Source organism: Sphingomonas sp. CFBP 8760 (assembly GCF_014841615.1).
Classification (GTDB): Bacteria; Pseudomonadota; Alphaproteobacteria; order Sphingomonadales; family Sphingomonadaceae; genus Sphingomonas.
On record NZ_JACYUG010000016.1, the window covers coordinates 25,802 to 46,144 of the forward strand.

General features: G+C 64.4%; 20 protein-coding genes and 1 pseudogene. 13 read left to right on the forward strand and 8 right to left on the reverse strand.

The window, feature by feature from the left end; genetic code table 11:
- The first annotated feature begins 144 nt into the window (after positions 1 to 144).
- A complete protein-coding gene (locus IFT82_RS16255) occupies positions 145 to 429 on the forward strand; it encodes a hypothetical protein (protein ID WP_192128752.1) in 285 nt (94 codons plus the stop codon).
- Entirely contained in the window at positions 426 to 2,918 is a 2,493-nt protein-coding gene (locus tag IFT82_RS16260) for a DUF2235 domain-containing protein (RefSeq protein ID WP_192128755.1), read from the forward strand. The genes IFT82_RS16255 and IFT82_RS16260 overlap by 4 nt, the downstream gene beginning before the upstream one ends.
- A gap of 306 nt (positions 2,919 to 3,224) precedes the next feature.
- Here IFT82_RS16260 and IFT82_RS16265 read toward each other — a convergent pair whose 3' ends face one another.
- Positions 3,225 to 4,025 (reverse strand): hypothetical protein, encoded by an 801-nt coding sequence (locus IFT82_RS16265; RefSeq protein WP_192128757.1) that lies wholly within the window; start codon positions 4,023 to 4,025, stop codon positions 3,225 to 3,227.
- Positions 4,026 to 4,891: 866 nt separating this feature from the next.
- On the opposite strand from IFT82_RS16265, the gene IFT82_RS16270 reads away from it, so the two are divergent.
- The 7 genes from IFT82_RS16270 (at position 4,892) to IFT82_RS16300 (ending at position 12,805) form a co-directional block, all read left to right on the forward strand.
- Positions 4,892 to 5,581 carry an SLATT domain-containing protein gene (locus tag IFT82_RS16270; protein ID WP_192128758.1) on the forward strand — a complete coding sequence of 230 codons (690 nt, stop codon included), beginning with the start codon at positions 4,892 to 4,894 and terminating at the stop codon, positions 5,579 to 5,581.
- 567 nt (positions 5,582 to 6,148) lie between these two features.
- Entirely contained in the window at positions 6,149 to 7,033 is an 885-nt protein-coding gene (locus IFT82_RS16275; protein WP_244646854.1) for a GDSL-type esterase/lipase family protein, read from the forward strand.
- Positions 7,034 to 7,775: 742 nt separating this feature from the next.
- Complete coding sequence (locus IFT82_RS16280; protein WP_244646856.1) at positions 7,776 to 9,620, forward strand: methyl-accepting chemotaxis protein; 1,845 nt, start codon at positions 7,776 to 7,778, stop codon at positions 9,618 to 9,620.
- A 251-nt stretch (positions 9,621 to 9,871) separates the two neighbouring features.
- Complete coding sequence (locus IFT82_RS16285; protein WP_192128762.1) at positions 9,872 to 10,579, forward strand: hypothetical protein; 708 nt, start codon at positions 9,872 to 9,874, stop codon at positions 10,577 to 10,579.
- A gap of 431 nt (positions 10,580 to 11,010) precedes the next feature.
- A complete protein-coding gene (locus IFT82_RS16290; protein ID WP_192128764.1) occupies positions 11,011 to 11,529 on the forward strand; it encodes a hypothetical protein in 519 nt (172 codons plus the stop codon).
- Positions 11,526 to 12,227, forward strand: coding sequence for a hypothetical protein (locus IFT82_RS16295; RefSeq protein WP_192128766.1), 702 nt, complete (start codon positions 11,526 to 11,528; stop codon positions 12,225 to 12,227). The genes IFT82_RS16290 and IFT82_RS16295 overlap by 4 nt, the downstream gene beginning before the upstream one ends.
- Positions 12,228 to 12,511: 284 nt before the next feature.
- On the forward strand, positions 12,512 to 12,805 hold the full coding sequence (locus IFT82_RS16300; RefSeq protein ID WP_192128768.1) for a hypothetical protein: 294 nt from the start codon (positions 12,512 to 12,514) through the stop codon (positions 12,803 to 12,805).
- Positions 12,806 to 13,055: 250 nt separating this feature from the next.
- Here IFT82_RS16300 and IFT82_RS16305 read toward each other — a convergent pair whose 3' ends face one another.
- The 5 genes from IFT82_RS16305 to IFT82_RS16325 all read right to left on the reverse strand — a co-directional run bounded on the left by IFT82_RS16305 (position 13,056) and on the right by IFT82_RS16325 (position 16,422).
- Positions 13,056 to 13,649 (reverse strand): hypothetical protein, encoded by a 594-nt coding sequence (locus IFT82_RS16305; protein ID WP_192128770.1) that lies wholly within the window; start codon positions 13,647 to 13,649, stop codon positions 13,056 to 13,058.
- Positions 13,650 to 13,896: 247 nt separating this feature from the next.
- Entirely contained in the window at positions 13,897 to 14,517 is a 621-nt protein-coding gene (locus IFT82_RS16310; RefSeq protein ID WP_192128772.1) for a hypothetical protein, read from the reverse strand.
- Positions 14,507 to 15,244 carry a hypothetical protein gene (locus IFT82_RS16315; RefSeq protein WP_192128774.1) on the reverse strand — a complete coding sequence of 246 codons (738 nt, stop codon included), beginning with the start codon at positions 15,242 to 15,244 and terminating at the stop codon, positions 14,507 to 14,509. The genes IFT82_RS16310 and IFT82_RS16315 overlap by 11 nt, the downstream gene beginning before the upstream one ends.
- Positions 15,245 to 15,634: 390 nt before the next feature.
- Entirely contained in the window at positions 15,635 to 15,928 is a 294-nt protein-coding gene (locus tag IFT82_RS16320; protein ID WP_192128776.1) for a hypothetical protein, read from the reverse strand.
- Positions 15,929 to 15,957: 29 nt separating this feature from the next.
- The gene (locus tag IFT82_RS16325; RefSeq protein WP_192128778.1) at positions 15,958 to 16,422 is read right to left on the reverse strand and encodes a helix-turn-helix domain-containing protein; all 465 of its coding nucleotides are present in this window, start codon (positions 16,420 to 16,422) and stop codon (positions 15,958 to 15,960) included.
- A 319-nt stretch (positions 16,423 to 16,741) separates the two neighbouring features.
- On the opposite strand from IFT82_RS16325, the gene IFT82_RS16330 reads away from it, so the two are divergent.
- Genes IFT82_RS16330 through IFT82_RS16340 form a run of 3 tightly spaced genes read left to right on the forward strand, consistent with a single transcriptional unit; the run spans position 16,742 to position 18,459 of the window.
- Complete coding sequence (locus tag IFT82_RS16330) at positions 16,742 to 16,969, forward strand: hypothetical protein (RefSeq protein WP_192128779.1); 228 nt, start codon at positions 16,742 to 16,744, stop codon at positions 16,967 to 16,969.
- On the forward strand, positions 16,970 to 18,190 hold the full coding sequence (dgt, locus tag IFT82_RS16335; protein WP_192128782.1) for a dGTP triphosphohydrolase: 1,221 nt from the start codon (positions 16,970 to 16,972) through the stop codon (positions 18,188 to 18,190). It abuts the gene before it with no gap.
- Positions 18,187 to 18,459 carry a hypothetical protein gene (locus tag IFT82_RS16340; protein ID WP_192128783.1) on the forward strand — a complete coding sequence of 91 codons (273 nt, stop codon included), beginning with the start codon at positions 18,187 to 18,189 and terminating at the stop codon, positions 18,457 to 18,459. The genes dgt and IFT82_RS16340 overlap by 4 nt, the downstream gene beginning before the upstream one ends.
- Positions 18,460 to 18,618: 159 nt before the next feature.
- Here the strand turns inward: IFT82_RS16340 and IFT82_RS21515 are convergent, their stop codons facing one another.
- Both IFT82_RS21515 and IFT82_RS16350 read right to left on the reverse strand, forming a co-directional pair.
- Positions 18,619 to 18,909 carry a CHC2 zinc finger domain-containing protein gene (locus IFT82_RS21515; protein ID WP_446740979.1) on the reverse strand — a complete coding sequence of 97 codons (291 nt, stop codon included), beginning with the start codon at positions 18,907 to 18,909 and terminating at the stop codon, positions 18,619 to 18,621.
- 261 nt (positions 18,910 to 19,170) lie between these two features.
- The gene (locus tag IFT82_RS16350; RefSeq protein WP_192128787.1) at positions 19,171 to 19,563 is read right to left on the reverse strand and encodes a hypothetical protein; all 393 of its coding nucleotides are present in this window, start codon (positions 19,561 to 19,563) and stop codon (positions 19,171 to 19,173) included.
- A 348-nt stretch (positions 19,564 to 19,911) separates the two neighbouring features.
- Here IFT82_RS16350 and IFT82_RS20485 point away from each other — a divergent pair.
- Positions 19,912 to 20,187 (forward strand): annotated as a pseudogene (locus tag IFT82_RS20485) (hypothetical protein); the annotation flags it as partial.
- Positions 20,188 to 20,343 lie beyond the last annotated feature (156 nt).

Genomic DNA, 20,343 nt, shown 5'->3' on the forward strand with positions numbered 1-20,343 from the left:
GGCAAGTCGACTTGTCTGACCGGGGGCGGGATGAGCAAGGTTCTTGGCACGGATATGATATGTTACAGGCGGCGCGTCCAGGCGTACAGCCGTAGGCGTACTGCCGGAACCGACCGAAAGGGGCGTTGGGCCATCGATCATGCGATGGCCGATGGTCACATGCGGTCGGTCGGTCCGGGGACTGAATCCGGCCCGGTCGATCCGGGGACCGGATCCGGCCCGGTCGATCAGCATGCGGATCACGAGATACCCGCATCGATCGTTCCGGCATCGCGCTTCATGCTCGTCGCCCTTCCATCCGTGGCGGGAACGATCGCCGTGGACCATGCCATGACGACGTACGACAAGGCCTGGGCCATCTTCGGCGAAGCGTTCCCATGCTTCACCTCCAGGATCGACGGGTCATCACCGCTGCGAGCTGGCCGATGACGACCACGACTGCCCCGGCGTACGATCCGGCGGAGGCGGACGGGGTCGTGCGTCCCTCGCGCAGACACATCATCCTGTTCTCGGACGGCACGGGCAACAGCAGTGGCAAGGTGTTCAAGACCAACGTCTGGCGTATGTACGAGGCGCTCGATCTCGGGCCGGCCGCACCGGATCGTGAGCAGCAGATCGCCTTCTACGACGATGGCGTCGGTACGTCGCTTTTCAAACCCCTAGCGGTGCTGGGCGGTGTCTTCGGCTTCGGCCTGAAGCGCAACATACTGGAGATATATCGGTTCGCATGCCGGAACTACCGTCCAGGCGCGAGTTCGGAAGAGGGCGATCGCATCTACGGCTTCGGCTTCAGTCGTGGCGCCTTCACGATCCGTCTGGTCATCGCCCTTATCGCCTCGCAGGGGCTCGTGGTCTCGAGGAACGAAGCCGAGCTTCGACGTCTGAGCGAGGACGCCTATCGATGCTTCCGCCGCGACTTCAAGCCCAGACGGCTCGAATGGCCTACCGTCGCCTTTCGGAAGGCGCGGGAGTGGATGATCGGCGGATGGCGAAAATGGCGTAGGATACCGCTGTATGACACCGTCGAAAGACACGAGCCCGATATCGGGTTCGTAGGCGTCTGGGATACAGTCGCAGCCTACGGTGGGCCGATCACGGAGGTCGTCCGGGCGATCGACAACTGGTTCTATGCGCTCAGCATGCCGGACTACAGGCTGAGCACCAAGGTCTACCGTGCCGCCCACGCGCTGGCGATCGATGACGAACGTGATGCCTTCCATCCGCTCGTCTTGGACGAGGTTCACGAGAACGACGAGGCGGCGCGAGGCAGCATCGAGAAGGGTCGGCTGAAGCAGGTCTGGTTCGCGGGAATGCACGCAGACGTGGGCGGGGGCTATCCTGACGAGAGCCTGAGCTACGTCTCGCTGCTCTGGATGATCGACGAGGCGCATGCCTGTGGGCTGCGCACGCTGGAAACGATCACCGCACGCTACCGCGCGCTTGCGAACAGCGCCGGCCCCATCCACGACAGCCGGTCGGGCCTCGGTGGCTACTATAGGTATCAGCCGCGCAAGATCGCGGCGTGGATGACCACGCCCGATGCCGGCAGCCTGTACCAGCGCGACCCGGCCAACACCGACGAGAACGGGGACCCGAGAGGCTATCTGCCCGAGGTGCTGATCCATGCAAGCGTAGCCGCTCGCATCGCCGATGGCACCGATCGATACGCCCCACTGACGTTGCCGTCCCGTTTCAGAATCGCTCCGCTGGAGAGGGGAGGCGAAACGTCTCCACAGCCCGATAGCGTCACCCCGGGTACGCCGGCGTCACCCAGCGGGTCCGGAGCGCCGATGATCAGTGCCGAGTTACGCAAACGCTTCGAGAACCTGCGGCGAGGTGAGCAACGCGTCGCGGCAATGGAAGCGGTGTGGGATCTCGTCTGGTATCGACGGATCGCGTACTTCGCCACGCTGGCCAGCACCCTGGCGCTCGTCATGCTTCCGGTCTGGGTGGACCTTGCGCCTGATCCTCCCGTCCTAGCCGATGGTCGGACGTGGTTCGGCGAGATCGTCCGCGGCACCGGTCTGTTCCTTCCTGCCTTCGTCGAGGGCTGGATAGACGCCGCCGCCGCCAACTCGTTCTATCTGCTGTTGACCGGCATCCTGGTCGTCGGATGCCTACGGGTGGGGAGCGTGCTGGAAGCAAGGCTGCGCGATCGGACCAGGGCGATCTGGTCGGACGCCCTGCTTCGTGATCGTGAAGAGGACGGGTTGCCCGATCCGGTCGAGCCACCGGATCCGCGGCTTCGTACGTCGCCCGTCTATCAGCGTTTCGTGAGCTGGATGAAGTGGTCGCTTCTGCCCGGCGTTCTCGGGGCGGCGATGTCGGCTATTCTATTCTGGCTCGTGGTGGGTCTCGTCACGCAGGTGCGACTGCCGGCCCTCGAAAGGGGCGGTTCGCTATGTCCCAGCCATGCAGGGGGGAATCGCGAGCTGACGCGCGTCGACGTTGTGTTCGACACCGGATCGCTCTGCGCTCCTGTCGGACGATCGGTAAGGAGGGGGCACCGGTACTTCCTGACGCTGGACACCAAAGTTTCATGGGAGGATGGCGGTCGCCCTGCCACTCCCGCTGGGATAAAGGCCGGGGATCTTCCTTTTCCGATCGGCTATCTGGGCGTACCGCTGCGTCGAGTAGTGAACGCCGGCTTCCTACAGCCAGCCTACCTCATTCGATCGCCGCGGCGATGGTGGCAATGGCGTGAGCCCATCTTCATCGAGCCGCTTCGGTTCACCTGGGATCCAAGCAGGTCGGTCTGGCATGCTTCGTTCGAAGCTCGGCGCGATGGCGAACTATCCCTGTTCGCCAACGACGCCATCCCGCCCGTCGGACCGCTGGACTACTTCTATGAGGGTGGTCTGGGGAACAATACGGGGCAGGCGAGGATCACCATCGCCGCCGCGCCTAAAGGAAGCTGAACGGATAATCGGCAAGTCGGCAGCACCGGACCTGTCGACCGGGCAGACCGACATTCCAGAGGCATGCTATGAAGCCGATCTCAGGTTTCGTGACGGGAAGTCGGGCTTTGACTTCGAGCTGCTCTGCAGGGCGCTTGCCCGAATGAAGGCGGTCGGTGCCATGGTCCAGCTCTTCGCTAACGAAGGGGCTAGGGTCGAACGCTTCATGGACGGCTGCGCTACCGACGTCGAGCTGTTCCAGGTTCCGACGATGCCGACGTCGGAGGTCGTCATCGGCGTGCCCCTGACGGGGAAGTCGCAGGCCGATCAGCTCGGGTGGTTCGACCGCCGTGAGACGGATCCGGATCGGTCAGCCATGCGACATGGCACGGGCTTCTGGAATAGTCTGTCGACGTCGTCGAACTTCAGCACGTGCAGCGCATCGTCGTTGGCCATCACGAACTGTCGTTCCGCCGTATTGCCGATCCGGATGCCGACCACCTCTACGGACCCTTTGAGACGATAGCGCGAACAGACGGGCTTTATCGACGCGACGTCGTCCTTCAGCATCTTCGCCGTCCTTCGGCCGGAGGCGTCCGCGGGCAAGCCGATCACGAGCAATGCAGTCACACCGGCGAGAGTGACGATCATTGCGATCGCCGAGGCCAGAATGGACATCCTGAAACCGTCGTTCTTCCTGATCTCTACCAGAACCGCAGAAGGGGTTGGCCGCTGCACCGGGAACCCGAACCTGGCCACGAACCTTTCGAGATAGTGGCTGCCGAACAGGACGAGCGAGACGTAGATCGCCGCCATGGCCGCGAGGATCGCTACGAACCACAGGACGTCCTCGTTGATCCCGAGGAAGCCGTCGACGATGGCATCCTGTACCGCGATTGGAACAGCGTTGGGATCAAGCCCGAACGAACCGAAATATGCCAGCCGCTGACTCCGATTGTAGAAGTAGCAGAGGCCAAGGAACAGGCTGAGCAGCGCAGCGGGGGTGAGCATGGCGAGTATCGCCCCTAGGTTCCGACCGGACGTACGCCCATTCTGCGACGTCGTCCTCGATCCTCCCTCGGTCCCGTCTTCCTTCGACGTATCGAATGCGATGTTCGGTGATGTCATGTTCGAAGGTCCTTCGGTCGGCCCGATCCAGTGACGGACGGTAGCGTCGGACCGACCATGTCGCCTCCGGAAATCGCATCCCATCGACCGATGCATGGCTGGGACGACCTCGGTCGGGGCTCCAGCCTCGACCCTTCATAGCTGTTTTATCCGGCCGGCCCGGCAGCGTGATGCGAGCGCCTTCGCCGGGTGCGGGGCTACGTCGTGGGTGAACGCATGAAGCGTCTTGGCCGTAGGTGCAGGTGCTCGGCAGACGTATCATGCGCACGTCCTATTTTATCCGCAATAGCACGAAGACGACGCAGACCGTGCAAAACGCGATGCCTTCCTGGCGTCGTCATACACAGACCGGGATGGGATACACGAGGCCCCGGAACGGATGGGCACCGGTCCTCGATGCCTGTTCGGGTTGACGCCCGACCTCGGCTCAACGCCATCAGGCGAAGCGGGGCAACCCAGATTCTTCCTGTCGACCGGTTCCACTAGCGATGAACGTTCGACCCAACTCGTCCGCCGGGGCAATGGACGATCGGCTGGCGTGCCCGGGCGCCGCCGGAGAAGAAGCGTCTGACGGCATGGGCCTATCCAGGCGGATGCGCTGCGGACCCGGCTGCCGGAAGATCTTCCGTCGGCTGCGCTTGCGATCCGGTTTCAGTCGAAGGTAAGGCGATGTCTCCGAGGGCGGGGTCGACTTCGAGAAGCTGCTGGAAGAAGGCGGAACGATGATATCGACAGCAGGGACCGGGACCCCGCCCACAGCCTCGTTCGACGGCGGATTCGCAATCGCTGCGGCGCTGCTGCTGTGCGTGATTGCTGTCTATGCCGGGAGAAGCATGGCTGGAACGCCTGTCGAGGACCCGGTTCGCATGCGGACCTTCCTTGCCAGACTTGGCGATCTGAGCTGGTCCGGTCCTGACGTGACGGCGTCGCTCGACGCTCTGTTCGGCGCTCTCACGGAACTGTTCGAAGCGGAAGTGGTCTACTACTACGCTCGTCGGGTCGCGCAGCGCCGTTGGGCGCTGGCATGTCGGATATGTGCATTCGCTGCCGCGACGGCCGGAATAGTCTGCCCGCTGCTTGCATCCGCGGATCCGTCCTGGGCCTACCTAGGTCGATATGGATACGTGCTGCTCGCGCTGGGCGCTGCCGGATTTGCCGCCAACGAACTGTTCGGTGGTTCGAATGGGCACATCAGATCGGTGACCACGCAATATCACCTCGAACGCCTGCTGACCCACCTCTCGATCGACTGGCAGTCCTGGCGTGCGCGCAGCCTGCGAACCGCTAACCGGCCTGAGGCACGTCGACGGATGCGGCCATGGAGGGCGGTGGTTCCCCAGATGACCGGACCGCCTCCTGATCTCGCCGACGAGGGATTCGCGATACTGCGGGCGTTCACGGTCGAATGCTATGGCCTGATCTCGAACGAGACCGGCGAATGGGGAACCGCCTTGAGGGAAGCAGAAGCAGCCTATCGGCAGAAGCTCGGCGAGAAGCATGCCGCGGCCCAAAGGTCGGATGACGTCTCGTCGAAGGCGAAGGCGAAGACCCGATAGCTCTGTCATTGGCCTGTCCGCGTCGTGACGCGGATGGGAACGGTCGGCTTCGTCGCCATCGCCACGTCGGTATCCTGTCCAATGGCTGCATACGGACAGGCGATCCCCCCGTGGGTCCGGTGCCCGCATCAGGTGACGGATCGACGCCTCGACGTCGCCTTGGTGACGCCGGGCTTCAGGTCCGCATCGTCGATCCCGCCGTCCGCCGGCGATCACGTACCGATCGGATCGCGCCATGTCCTCGCAGCGCGACATCATCGAGGATCACCTGACGACGTACTCGGCCGTCTGACCGATCTTGCCGGCTGTACCGAAAGTCGAGATGAGGTATCGATCTTCGTGTCGTTCGGGACATACGGGATCATCCTTCCTCTGGTGACATGATGAAACTGACGGAGAGTTTTAGACCCGCATTGAACGACTTTCGGATGACCGGAACGACCATGGTCGCGAACGGGAAGGGGCGATGACGAGCCTCGTGACGATCGACGTCACGCGCCTTTCGGTGTCGATCTCTATGACAGGCATCGCCACCGACCGCCTGGTCCTCCCGGAGATGCCGTCGCGATGACCGACGCGAAGAGACCGGTGGTCCCCCACGTCTTCGACGACGGCGTCGATGGCGTGGCCCGGCTTGTTCGCGACGTTCGTCGTCCGCCAAGGTGTGCTCGGATGAGGGCCGTGGTCTTCGCCATTGTACTGTCGTCGAGCACGACGGATGCCCAGACCTATCGGAGTTCGCCCGAACGACGTGTCGTCGTCGACAGGGACTGGGGGCCTTGGCTAGGGCCGTTCCGCGCGAGACTGATACCTGGTCTGATGCAGGATTTCGGCGAGCGCTACGTCTACGAGGCGGCCAATGCCGCCCTGCCTCCACCCCGGTCCGGCGAGCCTCGGGTCGTGTTCCTCGGGGACTCGATCACGGACCGCTGGAACCTCGCGTCCAGCTTTCCGAACCGCCCCTACGTCAACCGTGGGATCGGCAGCCAAGTGACCGCACAGATGCTGCTGCGCTTCCACCAGGACGTCATCGCACTTCGGCCACGAGCGGTCGTCATCCTTGCGGGCGTCAACGACGTGCAGGGATTCCTGCAACAGGAGACGCCCGAGCAGATCGAGGCGAACTGGGAAGCGATGGCGGATCTCGCCGACGCTCATCAGATAAAGGTCGTGTTCGGATCGCTGCTGCCAGTCAACGACTATACCGAGGCGGCACGGGATGTCGTGAGGGAGCGCAGACCTGACCAGCTTCGGGCGCTGAACGTCTGGCTTCGCGCCTTCTGCGCTCGGCGCGGCTATGCCTATGCCGACTACTACGCGGCACTGGTCGACGCCCATGGTCTGCTCGGTCGCGACTACACCGCCGATGGCATCCACCCGCTCGACGTCGGCTATGCGCGCATGACCCCGATCGCCGAACGCGCCATCGCCACCGCGCTCGAAAGGAAGTGACATGCATCCTTCTGTCCTCGCTGCGACCCCGTTCCCGGTGTCTGCCGCCCAGGCGCGGACGCATCGCCATTCACGAACGGTATCGACCGAGGCGTCAGCACGCGGACCATGCCGCGGATGTCGATCCGCTTCCGCCGCGCGACGATTCCTCTACTCCCCTGGGGCCGTTAACGTCATGGCTGGCACCGGCGACATCGTTGGAAACGGCGGTGCCACGAGGATGGCGACCGGGCAGGGGAGTGTCGCCAGCATGGCGGATCTCGCCGGTCTACGAGGTCGAGGTCGCTCTCGATCCGTGCCGCCCCGCCGCGCCTTTTCCATGAATCCTTCGGTTCGGCCCGCCCCGCAGATCGCTGGACCCGGCGCCTGAGTGTGCAGCAATTCAAGGGCGAACGGGTTCACCTATGTCGGCTACCATGCTCAGCCGGCCACGCGATCATGCAGTAGCTCGCGTTCGCCGCGATCGGAAGCAGGTCCCGAGGCGACGGATCGCGTTCGGTCGTCGAGGAACCCGGGCGGGCACTGTCGCTCTTCATCCTGTCGCCTTCGCGTCTGACAAGTTGAGGCCGATCCGGTCGGCAAGCCACTGATCGGATGTCGAAACCGGTCCGATACGCCCGGGCGTATCGAACCGATCCTACATTAGCGGGATGGGCCTGACGCCGATGCGCGTGTCAGGCGCGCAGGCTCTTGGTCGCTCAGAGAATCGGTGATGAAGTCGTTCAACGACATGAAGATATCCATGAAGATATCGCTGCTGCTGCTGTCCATCGGGGTGGTCGCACTGGGTCTGGCATGGGCGGCATCCGGCCGGCTGATGGTGACCGATACCCAGTACAGCGATCTCATATCGCGTACCATGGAACCGACCGTGCATCTGGTACGCGCCGACCGGTCCGTGTCGGACATGGGCTATCAGGCCTACAAGACGCTCGTCTATGACGGCGGCTCCAGCGAGGCTCGCATCGCGGCCAGGACGCAGGCGGCTGCATTCGAGGCTGCGATCGAATCTCTGAAGAGGGCGAAAGGCGGCGATCCGGCAGCCGCGGCGACGATCGACGCCCTTGCCGCCGACGTGTCGGCGGCACAGGCCGTCTACGCCCGGGGTGTCGCGTTCGGCATGCGCAACGAGAACGACGCAGCCCGTCGCGAGCTGGCGACGGGCGACACGCTGATCGATAGGCTGAAGGCGCGCTTCAAGCCATACAACGATAAGCGTATCGGCTTCGCCCGTACGTCGTCCGATGACCTCACGGCTTCCAACCGTCGGACGTCCATGACCCTGATCGCGGTCGCCGTGGCGAGCGTGATCGCCGGGCTCGGGCTCGCGATGGTCGCGACGCGCAAGAGCATCACGGGACCACTCGATGGACTTCGTGGCCAGATGGCCGACATGGCCGGCGGCCGCTACGCCGCCGAGATCGTCGGCATCGGACGCGGCGACGAGGTCGGCGCGATGGCGCAGGCGGTGCAGGTGTTCCGCAAGGACGGCCTCGCCAAGCTGGCGGCCGACCAGGCGAAGGCACGTGCCGATGCCGAACAGAAGATGGTGGTCGACACGGTCTCGTCGCATCTGTCCAGTCTGTCGAATGGGGACCTGACCGCGACGATCGACATCGACTTCCCCGCCGAATACGCGGCGCTGAAGGCGAACTTCAACGAGGCGCTGGCCAAGCTGGACGACCTGATCGGTTCGGTATCGGCGAGCGCGGCGACCATTCGTACTGGCTCCGGCGAGATCGCGCAGGCGTCCGAGGATCTCGCACGCCGTACCGAGAGCAACGCCGCCTCGCTGGAGGAGACGGCCGCCTCGGTGACGCAGATGGACGGCCGCCTGCGTGCGTCGGCGACGGCGGCGACGCGGACGGTGGAACGCGCCGATCAGGCGATCGCCACGGTCGGTGGCGGCCGGGCGGTGGCGGACGAGGCGGTGCAGGCGATGGGTCGCGTCAGCGACAGCGCCAAGGGCATCGACAGCGTCATCGAGGGGCTCGACAAGATCGCGTTCCAGACCCGGGTGCTGGCGATGAACGCCGCGGTCGAGGCGGGTCGGGCAGGGGATGCCGGACGTGGCTTCGCGGTCGTCGCCGATCTGGTGTCGGCGCTGGCGATGCGTGCCGAAGAGGAAGCCAAGCGCGCCCGTGACCAGTTGACGGTGACGCAGACCGATATCGTCACCGCGGTCGAGGCGGTGACCAAGGTCGATGGTGCGCTTGCCGACATCTCGGGCGACGTGACGCAGGTGCACGAACTGCTGGCGACGATGGCGGCGGACAACCAGGCGCAGTCGGCGGCGATCACGCAGATCTCGGTCGCGATCGGAACGATGGACCAGTCGACCCAGCAGAATGCCGCGATGGTCGAGGAAACCTCCGCCGCCGCACGCAATCTGGCCAGCGAGGTCGCCAGTCTCGCCGACCATGCCAGTCGCTTCAAGGTCGGTCAGAACGCTATGACGGGACATGGCACAGCATCGGGCAAGCCCGACTACATCAGGCCGGAAGCCTATATCTCGCCAGCAAGGCGGCTACCCGTCGCCGACATTCCGACAAGGGGACGTGGTAACGACGACTGGACGTCGTTCTGAATTCGACCATGCGATCCGACCCGGAAGCTCGCCGAGGTCGTACCACTCGGCAGGCATAGGGGCATGACGACAAGGCCTGGCATGCGGAACTACCTACACTCGGCCGGATGTCTTCAATGCCGGCATCGCTTCGGACGGCCGGTTCGAAGGGCCAGTCATCCGCGACCCCTTCGAACCACGCCTTGATAGGGTAGTCCTGTTCCCCATCTGTCCCGAATCGCAGGCGTGCGCAGCGGATTGGAGAAAGGCCGATGGAAGAGCAGGAAGGCAAACCGAGCATCACGATCACGTTCCATGAGGAGCATGTTCCCATCGGACTGATCATCGGCGCTCTTCGGGAGGGGCTACGGACCAGTCACGAGATGAGGTTGGTTGGGATCGACAACGAATGCGAGGCGGATGATGTCTCGGTCGTCTCCGTGCAGCTTCGAATAAAGCCGGTGGAGCGGGATGGGCAGGACGAGGCGTCGGTCCGCTTCGACGCCTCGGACAGGTTGAATGCCCACTGTGACCTGCTCGATGCCCTCGACGTTCCGAACGGCAAGAAGGCGATCGCCATCGCTCTTCACACCCACTGGTCGGAAGCACATCAGGTGCGCTTCGGCGATCCGGCCAACCCCGTCACGGTGAAGCGCTGGCGGACCGAGCGTTCCTCACGCCGGTCACCGGGCGGCAAGGCGGTTGAAGCTGGCGGCGGCCGTCTCACGAGCGCGAGACGCGACGCGCGCCGACTCCGGATACGTCACGCCATCCGGGTCGACGCGTCCGGTGGGCGGATGCGGGACGGGTATCGTCTTGCCCTGGACGAGCTCGAGGTCGTCAATGCCGGTCGCCACGGCTCCCCTGGCAAGCCCGACACCCCGCTTCCGTCCTTCTGCTACGAGACCTTCCGCCGTGACTGTCTGAAGATAAGGGACGGCAGTCGCAAATGGCCGTCCTCACGCCGCCGGAGGCGCTGACGACCATCGGCATCGCGTCCTAGGTGACTGGCCGTATACGTCGAGCCAGCCACCGATGGCGTCCTACGATCCGCCGCAGCGGAGCCGCCTTCCGTCTTCGCCAGCAACGTAGCGGCCGGCAGTCCGTCTCTCGTGCAGCTCGAGCATGGACATCGCTGCGGTCGATCCCACCACGGCTCCGTCATGCACATCGGTCCGCCAAATGCCAGCATCCTATTGGTTGGCGATTCCCTCGCAATCCTACGAGACGGCATCGTTCCGGTGATCGCCTTCCCCGCCGGACGGCGGCGAATGCGAGCGGCCTGTGCAGACCTGAACGAGGAAACAACCGGGCTGCGCCTCATATGGCATCGGAGTGCGCCGCGTCCGTGCTGGCCCTTCGTCCGTCATCACCTCAAATATGCGGTCCAGAGAATAGGAGGATCCGGACCATGAGCGACGACGCCCCCAACTGGAACTGGGTGATGCCCACGGAGCCCTTCGATCCGGAAGTGCCCTGGGGCCAGCACCTGACGTCTGTTCCGAATCTGGGCGGCTGGCTCGTCCATGACGAGGCCGAGCACTTTCCGGGAGATCTAAGAGGGTACTTCTGGTTCGAGAGGCTGAAGATGGGCGCGGTCCAGAACGCTCGCGAACATCTCGATCTCCTACTGGCGGTCCTCGACACGCTTCATACGACCGGGGCCGAGCTGGTTCACGCCACAGCCGCCAGGAACGTGATCGGGTACGAAGGGTACTGGCAGCACTACATGTGCTGGCTCTCCTCGCAACGGCTCTGCACCTATGTCCTGCATCCGCTGCACAAGGTGCGTCTCACCGACGAGGGACGTGCCGTGAGGCTCATGCTCCGGCTGACCAGCACGCTCCATTCGGACGTGGCGCCCCGGCTTGGCACGCTGGACAGACGCGACGTGCCGGTTCTCGGCATTCTCGATGGAACGCCCAGGTGACCCGCCTCAGCGCGTTCTCGGCTCTCGCCGTGACGACCGTTCAGCTTCCCCAATTCGCATCGAATTTCGACTGGTCGCGTCAGCCGACCGCGATGGGCTTTCTGTCATATGATCCGGACGCGCCGGACCAGACAGGACTGGATCTCGCAGTGCGCATCCGCACCTATGGAGAGAGAGCAAGCCTTCTCAGGCGATGGGCAGTACTCAACATGCCGCCGCGGCCTTGCGTCGGCTGGGATCTCCGTGTCGAGGGCTTCGGGGCGGTGTCCCATATGAAGGACCGTCCGCTGGCCTCGCTCTGCGCGAAGCCGCAGGCGGCGGGTCTGGTCAGCCTGTCGAGAGGAGCGCGTCACGGTCATGGTTTCGTCAGGGCCTGCGACGAAGCAGGCATCAGATGCGACATCCGTGCGCCCGAGGAGAAGCTGGACGACTACTATACGTCCAGCCACGAGCGTGCCGCTGCCGGGATCATCATGGATACGGTGGCGATATTCCGGATGGCGCTCTGCAGCGTCCTTGGCGAGCTGAGGGGTGGGGCGTCGTTGCAGCATGAGATCGAGGCGCAGATGCGTGCAGGTTTGGCCCGGCTGGTTCGCCACGCGGTCGCCGAGGTTCCGGTGCTTTCCCATCTTTCGCATAGCGGAACGTCAAGCACGGACCCGTTGGCAGGCCAGGTCATATCGCCCAGACGTGCGTGACCATCGTCGAAAGGCATCCGTGGCCGGGTCGCCAGTTCGCCATGGAAGCAGAAGTCCACGGCATGGCGGCTTGGCAACGCCGGTGGACTTCGTCATCTGGTCCGTCAACGACGCGAGCGGCACCGAACGGCCCCGACGGACCCGAATGTCGAGTCCGGCATGACCGCATTCCCGTTTCTGAATGCTTCGACGACGTTCGTCGTAGGATTGGTCGGTGGCTTCGAATGGGGTACCTCGGTACTCCGGATCGGTCGGCAGGAGTGCCGCAGCGGAAGGCAATCGGCATGGCTCGTCGCAGCGTACGTTTCGAATTAGGCGGAAACTACTGGGTCCCGGACCGGGATAGCGTCGGCTTCGTCGGCACGACCGACCTAGGCGAAGTCGAATTCCTCATCACCAGCGCGGCACTGGCGCAGATGCTCAATCCCGACTTCGAAATCCTGGATGTCGAGACGGCCCTGGAGGTCTTCGCGGAATTCGAAAGCGACATCCACCGCATCGCGCAGCTCGAGTTCGTGAAGCGGCTGGGGGGCGAGCCTCCGATCCTGCTGACGGCTGCCGACGTCGAGCTGGACTGATGGCCTGAACTCGTCGCATGGCCATGTGGGCCGACCGCAACCGATAGCGCGCCGCCCCATGCGAATACGGATACCCTGCCTGGAGAAACGTCTCGTCCAGTCCTCCTTGGCATCGACCGTTGGATGGAGCCAAGTGACCTTTCCGCACCGGCCGAGCTTCCTCATGCGAGCATGGTGCAGACGTCGGCAGTGGGGAGCAGAAAGGGAAACGCCCGATGGGCACGGGACACGGACGGCGTCGAGCCTGTCGTCAACTATCGAAACCGGGCCGGGCTACGACACATTGGGTGAAGTCATACCAGCCTCTGACCTTCGGGTAGTACGTCTGATCGTCAGGAATGGCGCGTAGCCGCGTCGCACCCCCGTCATTCGCAGGGTCGACATCTGAACGCTCCCCCATCAGCAGACCGGGTACGTGCGCAAGCAGGACGGCATCGTCGTCGAAGCGATTGCCGGTAGCATCTATCAGGACATGTCCACGAACGCGTTGCCTGCAGGGATCGGGATCCGCGGCGTCCTGGGCAAGCGAGAATTTGGTCACCCAGACGTAGCGTGGAAGGTGCATGGAGGTGACCTCGTCGCGCACCGCTGGCGACGTAGTGTTGCGTATGACCCGATGCTTGTACTTCCATCCGGTGGTCAGATACGTCCGCGCGAGGAGGCTGTCCGGCCTGGCACCATGGAAGTCCGGGTCGACGTGCCAGTCCGGCTTCTTCTTCTTCAACGCGATGTTGATCATCTGCGCCCGAAGCCGGAATATCTGCTCCATCTTGTCGCGGGCGATCGCTTCGGCAACTTCAGCCTTCAGGTAAATCTTGGCGGGCAGCGGCACTATGAGGAACATGGCATCCCTGACGCCTAGAGCATACTCCTCCGATTTCGGGGTATCATTCAACGGCTCGTTCCTCTCATGGCCCGGATGATGGAATCTTCCGACGCCGCGATCAAGCGCAAGGTCGGCGAGGATCCTCGGGACCATCCCGATTGCTCACGGGCTCCTTAGGCAGGATCGATGCCGATCGGGCATCCGTTCGGTCCATTCCAACAGGTAGGCCGTCGCGATCCGGTCGTGGAGGCCTGAGCGCTTGCGATCAGGCCGAAGCCGCCGAGGGCAACAGCAACGCCATGGAGCTGGCGAACGCGCGCGCCTCGGGGCGGCCATCCAGCAGCAGACGAAGAGGCGTCGCCACCTCGCGCTCCAGATCCGCGCGGCTGTGCAGGTCGACTAGGCGCAGGCAGAAGAACCACGCCTCCGACATGCCGCCCGGGCCCGTACCCCGCCACCGGCGTTCCGTCATGGGGGCGACGTCGAGTGACTGCCCCGTGCCATCGAGGACGAGGTTCTCCGTCGACCACCCCTCGGCCTTTGGAGGGGAGTAGCCGACGTAGAGCTTGGCGACCCGCGCTCCTGGCCAGCCGTCGCCGCGCTCGTCCTCGGCTCGCCAGAAGCTGATCCCGAACGATATCCACCCACGGTTCACTGCTCGTCCACGCGCTGGCACGACCTTGAAGCTGTAGAGGCAGTAGCCATGAGCCCAGCCCTGACCGGTCTCGTGATCGTATTCCTCCTCCGTGTCGACGTCGGCCCGCAGGCTGCCGAGACCGCCGTCCGCGAGGACCTCACGAAGGGCCGCGACCAGCGAATCGATCTCCTCGCCCGCCCGACACGCATTGGCGAAGCTCCGCCATAGGACGTCATCCTCACTCGTCATTCCACCATCCCCGAAGTTCCGAAACGCCAGACCGAACACCGAACCAGGGCTGGACGTAGCGCCAGTCGAGCTCTTCGACGGCACGAAGGCCGATCTGATCCCAGCCGTGCATCGAGAAGCGATGCTCGCGCCTCACGAGGTCTGCGACCGCGGTGGCCCAGAGCCGGACCGCTTCCGATCTCCCCTGGCTCGCGGCGGCAAGGGGCAGGGCGGTCAGCGACCGCCAGCTGCGCACGACTGGGCGCCATGGCGACAGTCCGCGCCGTTCGAGAAGCGCCGCATCGATCTCCACGGCTTCCCGGTACTGCTCGGTCTCGTGCACGAGCAGCAGATGGGACGACCGACGACGTTCCGAAGGGGAGAGCGCCTCCCACTGTGCCGCCAGTTCGTGCTTGCCCAGCGGCGCGCCCCATTTGATCTCGATGACCAGGACCGCTCCGTCAGCATCGGTAAGGACGAGGTCCGGCTCCACGTATCTAGCGCGCAACGCGTCATGCGCGAGTGGCAGTCTAGGCCAGAAGCGAAGCTGGACGTCACCGGTCGACGAGGGCTGCCGTATCGCGAACGCCTCGTGAAGACAGGCGACGGCGGTGCGGCGGTCTTCTGGCGACATGAACCCGAGCGGGCCGAAGATCGTCGACGTGACGACGTCCTCGATCGGCACGCGGGTTCCTGCACCTCTGAATGCGCCCAGGCGCGCCTTCCGGCCATTCAATGCATGGAGCATGGGGCAACACCCCTTTCGCACCGAAGGCTAGCATGGAATTCATTCCGTGCCAGCCGTCATCGTCCTGCGGTTGTCGAACAGGCGGTCGGCCTCCAACCAGTATGGCTACGGCCAGGGAGGCGATCACGACGACGGAGCGCTAGCAGATGCTAGCCGGTCGCTGATCGCTTTGCGCGCTCGCTTTCACAAGTTACCATTCGATCTTCATGCTGGTTCTGGCAGATGGCAGAACGCCGCCGGCAGGGGGGGGGCAGCTGGTCGTACGTGACGGCAAGGCGACACCATCTGTAGGCCTATCGCGCCAGCGATGCGGCGGTTTCCGCGATGCCGGTAGCGGCCTATTGCACAGCCGCCACTCCAGCCCGGCCAAGGGCCTGGATGTCGGCTTGATCAGTCTTTCACGATCTTCTCCCGCTTGCCCGCGCGCTTTACCGGTCTTCTGCTACGGGCACCCTCCGACGTCAGAAGGTCCGTCAGCTCCCGCAGCTGTACCTGGATCGAACCGGCGATCCGTCTGATCCTCATGGCCCTGTCCGATACCGGCGGCGGCGCGTCGCGACGGACTGCTCCTTCAAGCCATGCTTCGACGACCGCGGCTCTCTGCGGCGTCAGAGGCACGACGCCGCCGACGATCTTGCTATAGTGCGGCTGCGTGACGCCGAGGCCTTTCGTCCAGTCGTTCAAGGATGCGGCTAGATCAGCCTGCTGAGGCTCTAGAGGCTGTTCACCACGACCCCGAAGCCGACTGCCGCACCGAAGCCAAGAGCGAGAATCCAGAACAGCCGCTGAGCATTGGACAACTCGTTGGTCTGTTCGTCTCCACTCGGATACGGCAGTCCGAGCCTTGGCCTGCTGGCCCGCCCGTCCTGTCCGAAGCCCTCCTGGTCCGGACCACCGTCATCGCTTACGTCGGCGGGGCCGGGGATTGCCACTGACTGGTGCACCGACGACTGGTGGGGGTCCGCATCCGTCTCCGGAAAGGCCATGCGGGCCGCCTCGCGACGACTGGCGGCTCCCAGGCGCTGCATGGCGTTCTTCACGTGCATATCGATCGTATCAGGGGACAGCTGGAGGACCCGGGCGATCTCCTTGGTCTCGTAGCCCTTCCGAACCCATTCGAGACATTCGCGCTGGCGTGGGGTGATCCGCGCGGAGGCGTTCACGGCTTCGACTGACATGGTGCCCCCTCTATCGCCTGCACGCTCCGTCCCGTCCGTATGGCGTGCGGCATGGTTTGCATATGCCCACGTGACCTGCGGAGGAATCCGGCATCCCGCCGCCGCCATGAGGCACGCGTCGAGGTCGTGCGGACCGACCGTCTCCCGGGATCGCTCCGACGTTCGTGGAGGACGGCCGTCACGAACGCCCGGCAGAGGGAACGGGACTGCGGCGACGTGCCTGTCGATCTGCGATCCGAACGCGCCGTCCGCCACCGGCGTGACGGGTTCGCGATACTAGGGTCTTCCCTGATGATCCAAACCGGCCGAAAGAGGAACGATGACGAAGGAAGCCAGCAGGCCGACCATCTGGTCGGACGAACGACGCAAGGCGCGTGAACCCCGGCCGGCGGATGCGGCCGAGGAGCCCGGCATGAGGTCGGTGTTCCAGCAGGACTACGATCGTCTGCTCTTCTCCTCTCCGGTCAGGCGAATGTCGGACAAGATCCAGGTCTGGCCGATGGATGCCAACGACGGCGTGCGGACCCGCCTTACCCACTCGCACTAAGTGTCGAACCTCGCCCGGTCCATCGGCACCCGCGTGGCGGGCAGGATCGGTGACGGCGCCTTCGGCGGGATGGATCTGCACGAGACGGTTCAGCCCATCCTCTCCGCCATCGGGCTGGCGCACGATCTCGGAAACCCGCCGTTCGGACATCAGGGCGAAGCGGCGATCTGTCGGTGGTTCGAACGGCGGCGCGAATGGATCTTCACGCACGTCGACGACAGGCGATCGGAGACGCTCGAGGACCCCGTGAACGGTCGCCAGCGAGCCGAGTTCACTTCGTTCGACGGAAATCCGCAGACGCTGCGCATCGTCACCAGGCTACAGACCTCCCATCACCATGTCGGCCTCGACCTGACGGCCGCGACCTTGACGGCGTCGCTCAAGTATCCGGTCGACGCGAGACACGCCTCCAAGGACAATGCAGCGGTCAAGAAGGCGGGCTACTTCGAGTCCGAGCGCGACGTCGTGGAATGGATCCGGCCCAGGGCCGGTCTGGCCGAGGGGCAGCGCCATCCGCTCACATGGATCATGGAGGCATGCGACGACATCGCCTATTCGGTCCTGGACGTCGACGACCTCCTGAAGAAGGGCATCATCTCGCCGGACGACGTGCTCGTCGTGCTGAAGCATACGGCTCTGGTCGCCGATCTTCCAACGGTTAAGGCGCTCGAGGTCAAGTTCGACGAGATAAACAGGGACGCCCGACGCGCCGAGATCAGGCGGGACATCAAGGAGCAGTACGTGCGGGCGTACATGATCAAGGCGCTGATCGACGACGCGGGCGGGGCCTATGCGGCACAGGCCGACCGGATCGAGAGGTACGAGATGATTCTTCCCCTGATGGATAACAACGCGCTGTGTGACACGCTGAAGGACATCGCGGGCCGCTACGGCTTCGCCAATCCAGCCGTACTCAGGTCCGAAGCGTTCGGTGCGGCGGCAATCGACGGGCTGATAACCGTGTTCTGGAGCGCGATCCACAACAGGAAGGACGCGACGAAGCTGATGTCGAAGCGACAGGAGGCGCAAGACCGGTATGCCCTGTCGCTGATCAGTCCGAACTATCTCGAGTCCGCGTGCCGCGAGGCGAAGGCGTCGGGGGGCGCCACGGGCCGTGTCGGCCGCTACCATGAACTGAGGCTGCTTACGGACATGATCTCGGGAATGACCGACGGCTTCGCCACGGACGTCTGGCGTGATCTCCAGCAGGTGCCCCTGTGACGATGGTCGCGACGGACGTGCATGGCCTGAAGAGGCGCCTGGACGCATTCGTGTGGACCAACCGGTCGACCGAAGCGGCGCTGCTGCGCAGCCTTCTGGACGAGCATTTCGGTTCGTTCGATCGGATCGGGATGGTGGGCGGTCTTGTCCGCGACCTGGCCCGCGGCGGACGGGCGCCGTTCAAGTCCGACGTGGACCTCGTGGTCGAGGGAAGCGCAGCCGACGTGGAGGCCCTGGCCGTCAGGGTAGCCGCCGGGTCCGGGCCCTGAAGTCGCGATCCACGTCCATGAGGTGGAACATCGCCCCCACCTTCCGACCTTGGTGCCACCCGATCCCGACGACGCACGTCGTTACCAAGGACCGGCGCGCCACCGTTGCGGCTCGGGCGCGGTGAAGAGAAAATCGGTTATTCCCCTGCCTCGAGCCGATCATCGATGTCCGGAGCTTCCGCCTGCCCGCCAGCGAGCAAGACGCACCTCGGCAGATCCCCGGTCGATGCGGTCGCGCATCATGATCCATCTCACCGCATCCCCGCCTGCCCCGCAGCCGAAGCAATGGAAACGGTCGAGCACGGTGGAGACGTACAGACTGCGCGATGGATCGCGATGTGCCGGACAACGGCCCCGGAGGCCCGAGGCATGCTCCTTGAGCATTACCGTCTCCTGGACCAGAGCGGGCAGGGAGACGTCCTCACGGCCTCCGCACGGATGAAAAGGCATTTCGGAATTCCTCGCTCTATGCAGTCACAGGTGACGAGGGCGCCTCGCGTCATGCGGGAGCCCGGCCGGACCCATGCGGTTCGGAACGTCAATCCGCCGTGCCGCCGATCGGGTACCGTGGCCGGGCGGCACCGCGGGACATGGGGTCTCGTCCGGACGCGGTGATTGGACGAAGTTCGGCAACGCCACCGTCGTCAGGCCTCTGCGGCATGGAAGCACCTTCGATCGGTTGCGTTCCCACGACGGCGGCGTTGAAGGACCTTATGGATCAGAAGGGGGGAGGGGGCCCTCCTCGGCGGCCTCGTCCGAGCAGAGACGGTCGATCAACGCGGGATCGGCATCAAGACCCATGCCGAGACCATGGAGCACGAGGGCGCGCGTGCAATGCCGCAGCTCGGCCGCCGCATCGATGGCGTCCATGCCATCGAAGATGTCCCGTGGGGCCAGAAGCCATGCCATCGGATCGTGTTCGACGCCGTCGCGCTGGAACCGGGCGCCGGTCTCGGCGGCCACGAGAGCCAGACGGGTGAGGCGGCGTCGCGTGGTGACGACGGGGAAGTCGTTCAAACTGTCAGGATCGAGAGGATCCGGCATGGTGTCGATGGAACGCAGGATGGGGGAAGCGGTCTCGGTGATGTCGAATGCGTGTCGCATGGTCCATTACTCCTGGAGTGCGCTGGCTGCGCAGCCTGTGTCTGTCTGGACTTCGGCCTGACCGACCGACGATAGATAGGACTCATCGAGTGATGATACAACCCTTCCAGAAACACAGAAATGAATCTGGTGCCTTGGAATGTGACGAAGGAGCGTTTGGGCTGTTCGAACCGAATGTTATCTGACGAAAGCCCGTTCCACCCGCCCCGGTTCGGCCGCCATGACCGCCTCCTCATCGAAGCAATCGACGTACAGGTCCGGCATCGCCGCATGTCCACGGCTGCCGGATTTCGACAAGGCTACCGGACTGCGCGATCCCGTGGCGTCCGACGGCTAGTCGAGGCCCATGCCGTCGAGCATGCCTGGGTCGATCAGGGCTATACCGGCAAGCGCGCCGTCAACGTCGCTGCAAAACATGGCAGCGCCCTCAAAGCCGTCAAGCTGCCAGAAGCCAAGCGTGGTTTCGTACTCCTGCCGCGACGCTGGACGGAGCCTGCCAAGAAGTTTCGGGCGATGCGAAGCATCGTTGGAAGGCGGGCGGAGGGCGTCGAGCGGTCCTTCGCATGGGGCACACGCTTCCGCTCCTTCGTGAAAGATTACGAACGCTATGCCGAAACACCCGCGTGACTTCACGTCGTTGCCTTCGCCTGCCTCATGATGAAGCAGGCCATCACATCGCCGCAGGTTCATAACAGCCTCTAGGGCCGCGCCTACGTGTTCCGGGCGTTCGAAGCCGACGTCCGGTGGTGCCGATCGTGCCGGCCGCCGACGCGATCGGCA